General features: G+C 53.2%; 3 tRNA genes and 3 rRNA genes. All 6 read right to left on the bottom strand.

From position 1 onward, the window contains the following. The 6 genes from AC2FLD_RS22225 to AC2FLD_RS22200 all read right to left on the bottom strand — a co-directional run bounded on the left by AC2FLD_RS22225 (position 1) and on the right by AC2FLD_RS22200 (position 5,690). A tRNA-Met gene (locus AC2FLD_RS22225) sits at positions 1-77 on the bottom strand. Between the two features lie 119 nt (positions 78-196). Beyond that, a 5S ribosomal RNA gene (gene rrf, locus AC2FLD_RS22220) occupies positions 197-311 on the bottom strand. A gap of 182 nt (positions 312-493) precedes the next feature. Further along, positions 494-3,360 (bottom strand): 23S ribosomal RNA (locus AC2FLD_RS22215). Positions 3,361-3,849: 489 nt separating this feature from the next. After that, positions 3,850-3,925, bottom strand: a tRNA-Ala gene (locus tag AC2FLD_RS22210). 9 nt (positions 3,926-3,934) lie between these two features. Continuing rightward, positions 3,935-4,011, bottom strand: a tRNA-Ile gene (locus AC2FLD_RS22205). Between the two features lie 215 nt (positions 4,012-4,226). Continuing rightward, positions 4,227-5,690: ribosomal RNA gene (locus AC2FLD_RS22200) — 16S ribosomal RNA — on the bottom strand. The 16S, 23S and 5S rRNA genes sit together here with 3 tRNA genes alongside, the layout of an rRNA operon. Between the last annotated feature and the right edge of the window lie 426 nt (positions 5,691-6,116).

The following is a 6,116-nucleotide window of genomic DNA, read 5'->3' as shown; positions in this document are numbered from 1 at the left end:
TGGTTGCGGGAGTAGGATTTGAACCTACGACCTTCAGGTTATGAGCCTGACGAGCTACCGGGCTGCTCCATCCCGCGACACTTTTGTTGGCCTATTGGTTACGCGACTTGAGGCCTTGTGTTGGTCTACGGCCTTTTTGGCTGTTTGAGACCGGGTCGTATTTTTTTATCGTACGAGAGAAGGGGGATTTTTCTAGGTTTGGCGGTGACCTACTCTCCCGGGGCTTAAGCCCAAGTACCATTGGCGCGGCAGTGCTTAACTTCCGGGTTCGGGATGGGACCGGGTGTTTCACTTGCGCTATGACCACCAAACCGAGGAAAATCCCCACGTCGCGACTTGCGTAGCAAGCGCGACGGGTGGCAGGCAGCGTATTTGCATGCAAATGCGCGTTGCCACTCGGTTGTATAATCAATCAACAGTGCCGTTTACGTTGGCACGCGCTGTCTGTAGTCAAAGGTGTGTATGTTTTTGATTTGTCTTTCCATTACTGGATCAAATCAAGCCTATCGGGCGATTAGTACCGGTCAACTGAACGCATTACTGCGCTTACATCTCCGGCCTATTGACGTGGTGGTCTTCCACGGCCCTCAGGGAGACCTTGTTTTGAGGGGGGCTTCCCGCTTAGATGCCTTCAGCGGTTATCCTGTCCGATCATAGCTACCCAGCACTGCCGTTGGCACGACAACTGGTCCACCAGTGGATCGTTCACCCCGGTCCTCTCGTACTAGGGGCAACTCCTCTCAAGTCTCCTACACCCACGGCAGATAGGGACCGAACTGTCTCACGACGTTCTAAACCCAGCTCACGTACCTCTTTAAACGGCGAACAGCCGTACCCTTGGGACCTGCTCCAGCCCCAGGATGAGATGAGCCGACATCGAGGTGCCAAACACTGCCGTCGATATGGACTCTTGGGCAGTATCAGCCTGTTATCCCCGGCGTACCTTTTATCCGTTGAGCGATGGCCCTTCCACTCGGGACCACCGGATCACTATGGCCGTCTTTCGACTCTGCTCGACTTGTCAGTCTTGCAGTCAGGCTGGCTTCTGCCATTGCACTCAACGAGCGATTTCCGACCGCTCTGAGCCAACCTTCGCGCGCCTCCGTTACGCTTTAGGAGGCGACCGCCCCAGTCAAACTACCCGCCACGCAGGGTCCCGGATCCGGATAACGGACCGCGGTTAGACATCAAGAGTGCGAAGGGTGGTATCTCAAGGGAGGCTCCACAAGAACTGGCGTTCCTGCTTCAAAGCCTACCACCTATCCTGCACATCACAATCCTGATGCCAGTGCGAAGCTGTAGTAAAGGTGCACGGGGTCTTTCCGTCTAACCGCGGGAAGCCTGCATCTTGACAGGCAATTCAATTTCGCTGAGTCGATGTTGGAGACAGCGGGGAAGTCGTTACGCCATTCGTGCAGGTCGGAACTTACCCGACAAGGAATTTCGCTACCTTAGGACCGTTATAGTTACGGCCGCCGTTTACCTGGGCTTCAATTCAAGGCTCTCACCTCTCCTTTTAACCTTCAGGCACCGGGCAGGCGTCAGACCCTATACGTCGTCTTGCGACTTCGCAGAGCCCTGTGTTTTTAATAAACAGTCGCCACCCCCTGGTTTGTGCCCCCAGCCCCTAGTTGCCTAGGAACCGGGCCTCCTTCTCGCGAACTTACGGAGGTATTTTGCCGAGTTCCTTCAACATCGTTCTCTCAAGCGCCTTGGTATGCTCTACCAGTCCACCTGTGTCGGTTTAGGGTACGGTCTTATAGGAGGGCTATTTCCAGGAACCTCTCAGCAGCCCATTCAATCCGATAAGGATGAACTACCTCTGAGATCCGTCACCACTCCACGGCCTAGGAATATTAACCTAGTTCCCATCGCCTACGCCTTTCGGCCTCGGCTTAGGGGCCGGCTTACCCTGCTCAGATTAGCTTTAAGCAGGAACCCTTGGACTTTCGGCGAGAGTGTCTCTCACACTCTTTGTCGCTACTCATGTCATCATTCTCACTAGTGATCTCTCCACCGGATCGCTCACGCGCCGGCTTCATCGAAAAGACTCGATCCTGCGCTACCGCCTATTCGGCTACTTGAGCGCTTACGCGCACCAAATGACCGGCGGCAATACAGGATAAGTCTTATGTCACACTACGCTCTGCTACCATGCCTTACGGCATCCTAAGCTTCGGCTCATGGCTTGAGCCCCGTTACATCTTCGCCGCAGGACAACTTATTTAGACCAGTGAGCTGTTACGCTATCTTTAAAGGATGGCTGCTTCTAAGCCAACCTCCTGGTTGTTTTGGTCGTCCCACCTGCTTTCCCACTTAGCCATGAATTGGGGGCCTTAGCTGTAGGTCAGGGTTGTTTCCCTCTCCACTACGGACGTTAGCATCCGCAGTGTGTCTGCCATCTAGTACTCCCGGGTATTCGGAGTTTGGTTAGGATCAGTAAGCCTGTGGGGCCCCATTACCCATCCAGTGCTCTACCCCCCGGGGTATTCGGATGACGCTCTACCTAAATAGATTTCGCAGAGAACCAGCTATCTCCGAGTTTGATTGGCCTTTCACCCCTAGGCACAGCTCATCCCGATCCTTTTCAACGGATGTGGGTTCGGTCCTCCAGTAAGTGTTACCTTACCTTCAACCTGGCCATGCCTAGATCACTCGGTTTCGGGTCTGATCCCACGAACTCATACGCCCTATTAAGACTCGCTTTCGCTACGCCTACACCTAACGGCTTAAGCTTGCTCGTGAGACCAAGTCGATGACCCATTATACAAAAGGTACGCCGTCAGATCTCGAGGATCCTCCGACTGATTGTAGGCGTTCGGTTTCAGGTACTGTTTCACTCCCCTCGTCGGGGTGCTTTTCACCTTTCCCTCACGGTACTGGTTCACTATCGGTCAGCAAGGAGTACTTAGCCTTCGAAGGTGGTCCTCCGATCTTCAGACAGAATTTCACGTGTTCCGCCCTACTTAATACGTCCGTCAAAGCTTAGAATACGGGGCTGTCACCCGCTATGGCCATGCTTCCCAACATGTTCTTCTCACTTATCCGGCTCGGCTGGTCCCCGTTCGCTCGCCGCTACTAGGGGAGTATCAATTGATTTCCTTTCCTCCGGGTACTTAGATGTTTCAGTTCCCCGGGTTTGCCTTTATAACCCTATGTATTCAGGTCATAAATACTTGATTAAGCCACCTATTGATTACCCAGAGGGTAACAATAGAGAGCTTTCAAGTGGGTTGCCCCATTCAGAAATCCATGGATCAAAGCTTATTCTCAGCTCCCCATGGCTTATCGCAGAGTATCACGTCTTTCATCGCCTCTTGCTGCCAAGGCATTCACCAAACGCCCTTCTCGCGCTTGATTTGATCCAGAAAAAGAAAGACTTGATATTGGCACTACCGCCTCTTCGGCGACTTGAGTGCGTTTGACCGCACACAACCAAAGCTGCGCTAGTAATCAAATCAATCACGATGACCCAGCTGGTAACTAAAGGTCATCTGTTCTTCTGAACCAAAAACATACATTTCCCGCCCCCGCCACTTGGACGAGGACAATTGAGCAACCCCATATGGTCTCTCAGCCGTGCAGCTGATCAACGCAGGTCGCTCGGGTTAGTATATTAGACTTGGACAACTCTGTTCGTTTCGACCGGGATACACGAGACAGGGCCGGCTAGACCCAAACCGTGCCGTCTGCCAAACGGCAGAACCGACCGAGATCAGCGCCACACTCGGCGCGATCAAACAGTGTTGATTGATTTCTCTCTATACGATGTCAAAGCTTCCGAAGAAGCGACGTCCGATTGGACGGTGAAGAACCAAAATGGTGCTTAACGGTCAAATCGAAGGCAAATGGTGGAGCCTAGGAGGATCGAACTCCTGACCTCCTGAATGCAAATCAGGCGCTCTCCCAGCTGAGCTAAGGCCCCAAAAGTTATTGGTGGGTCGAGGAGGACTTGAACCTCCGACCTCACGCTTATCAGGCGTGCGCTCTAACCACCTGAGCTACCGACCCAGTTGATTTTGCAAAAGCAAAATCGACGTTGCCCGATTACGTCGTTTGCTAGCAAGCGACGACGGAGGGCCAGACCTCACAGCGTTGCGGGCCTGATATGTTCTGAAGAGATATGAGGACGGCTCGGTCCATGAGTTTGACCAACTTTGTTTGTTGATCTTCTGCTAAGTGTTCCACGATCAAGAGCAAGCTCAAGATGCCAGGAACATCCTTAGAAAGGAGGTGATCCAGCCGCAGGTTCCCCTACGGCTACCTTGTTACGACTTCACCCCAGTCGCTGATCCTACCGTGGTCCGCTGCCTCCTCGAAAGGTTGGCGCACGGCCGTCGGGTAGAACCAACTCCCATGGTGTGACGGGCGGTGTGTACAAGGCCCGGGAACGTATTCACCGCGTCATGCTGTTACGCGATTACTAGCGATTCCGACTTCATGGGGTCGAGTTGCAGACCCCAATCCGAACTGAGACAGTTTTTTGGGATTAACCCATTGTCACTGCCATTGTAGCACGTGTGTAGCCCAACCCGTAAGGGCCATGAGGACTTGACGTCATCCACACCTTCCTCCCGCTTATCACGGGCAGTTTCCCTAGAGTGCCCAGCCGAACTGCTGGCAACTAAGGATGTGGGTTGCGCTCGTTGCCGGACTTAACCGAACATCTCACGACACGAGCTGACGACAGCCATGCAGCACCTGTCACTAGGTCACCGAAGTGAAAGACCCATCTCTGGGCCGGTCCTAGGATGTCAAGGGTTGGTAAGGTTCTGCGCGTTGCTTCGAATTAAACCACATGCTCCACCGCTTGTGCGGGCCCCCGTCAATTCCTTTGAGTTTTAATCTTGCGACCGTACTCCCCAGGCGGAATGCTTAATCCGTTAGGTGTGTCACCGAATAGCATGCTACCCGACGACTGGCATTCATCGTTTACGGTGTGGACTACCAGGGTATCTAATCCTGTTTGCTCCCCACACTTTCGCACCTCAGCGTCAGTATCGAGCCAGTGAGCCGCCTTCGCCACTGGTGTTCCTCCGAATATCTACGAATTTCACCTCTACACTCGGAATTCCACTCACCTCTCTCGAACTCTAGACTGATAGTTTTGGAGGCAGTTCCAGGGTTGAGCCCTGGGATTTCACCCCCAACTTTCCAGTCCGCCTACGTGCGCTTTACGCCCAGTAATTCCGAACAACGCTAACCCCCTCCGTATTACCGCGGCTGCTGGCACGGAGTTAGCCGGGGTTTCTTTACCTGCTACCGTCATTATCTTCACAGGCGAAAGAGCTTTACGACCCTAAGGCCTTCATCACTCACGCGGCATGGCTGGATCAGGCTTGCGCCCATTGTCCAAGATTCCCCACTGCTGCCTCCCGTAGGAGTCTGGGCCGTGTCTCAGTCCCAGTGTTGCTGATCATCCTCTAAAACCAGCTATAGATCGTAGGCTTGGTAGGCCATTACCCCACCAACTACCTAATCTAACGCGGGCTAATCCTTTGGCGATAAATCTTTCCCCCGAAGGGCTCATACGGTATTACTCTCCGTTTCCAGAGGCTATTCCGTACCAAAGGGTATATTCCCACGCGTTACTAACCCGTCCGCCGCTCACCCCGAAAGGTGCGCTCGACTTGCATGTGTTAGGCCTGCCGCCAGCGTTCGTTCTGAGCCAGGATCAAACTCTCAAGTTGAAAGGCTATTGCTAACCTATCCATGACGTTCGAACCTCTGCACATCTCATCAGGAGGCTAATCCTGATGAAGTCTTCTGTTTGATGTACACAGACTTCCTAAGAAATCAGTGAACCACTCAAACAGTGAAGCTGACACTGGATCATCGGCCCCGATCACTCGAGAAACCTACCAGCGCGATATACAGACATTCAATCCGTCGAAAACGAACCAAACCGCCCACATATCTCTTCAGTTATCCATCAATGTCAAAGAACAAAACACCAAGAGCCAAAAATCAGACCGTTGCGCCAATCAAATCAGCGCGCCCGCCTAAACCCTAACCAAAGATGCCCCCAGTCTCTCCTGAGCGTCTAACCGTCTTTCCAGTCCGTCAGGCCGTCTCTCCGACCCGTCAGCACCGCCTCAGCAGCGCCGGTGAAGGGG

The organism is Ruegeria sp. CDSA021, from assembly GCF_059612325.1.
Note: the sequence above shows the minus strand (reverse complement) of the source record. Positions and strands in the feature narration are given on the sequence as shown.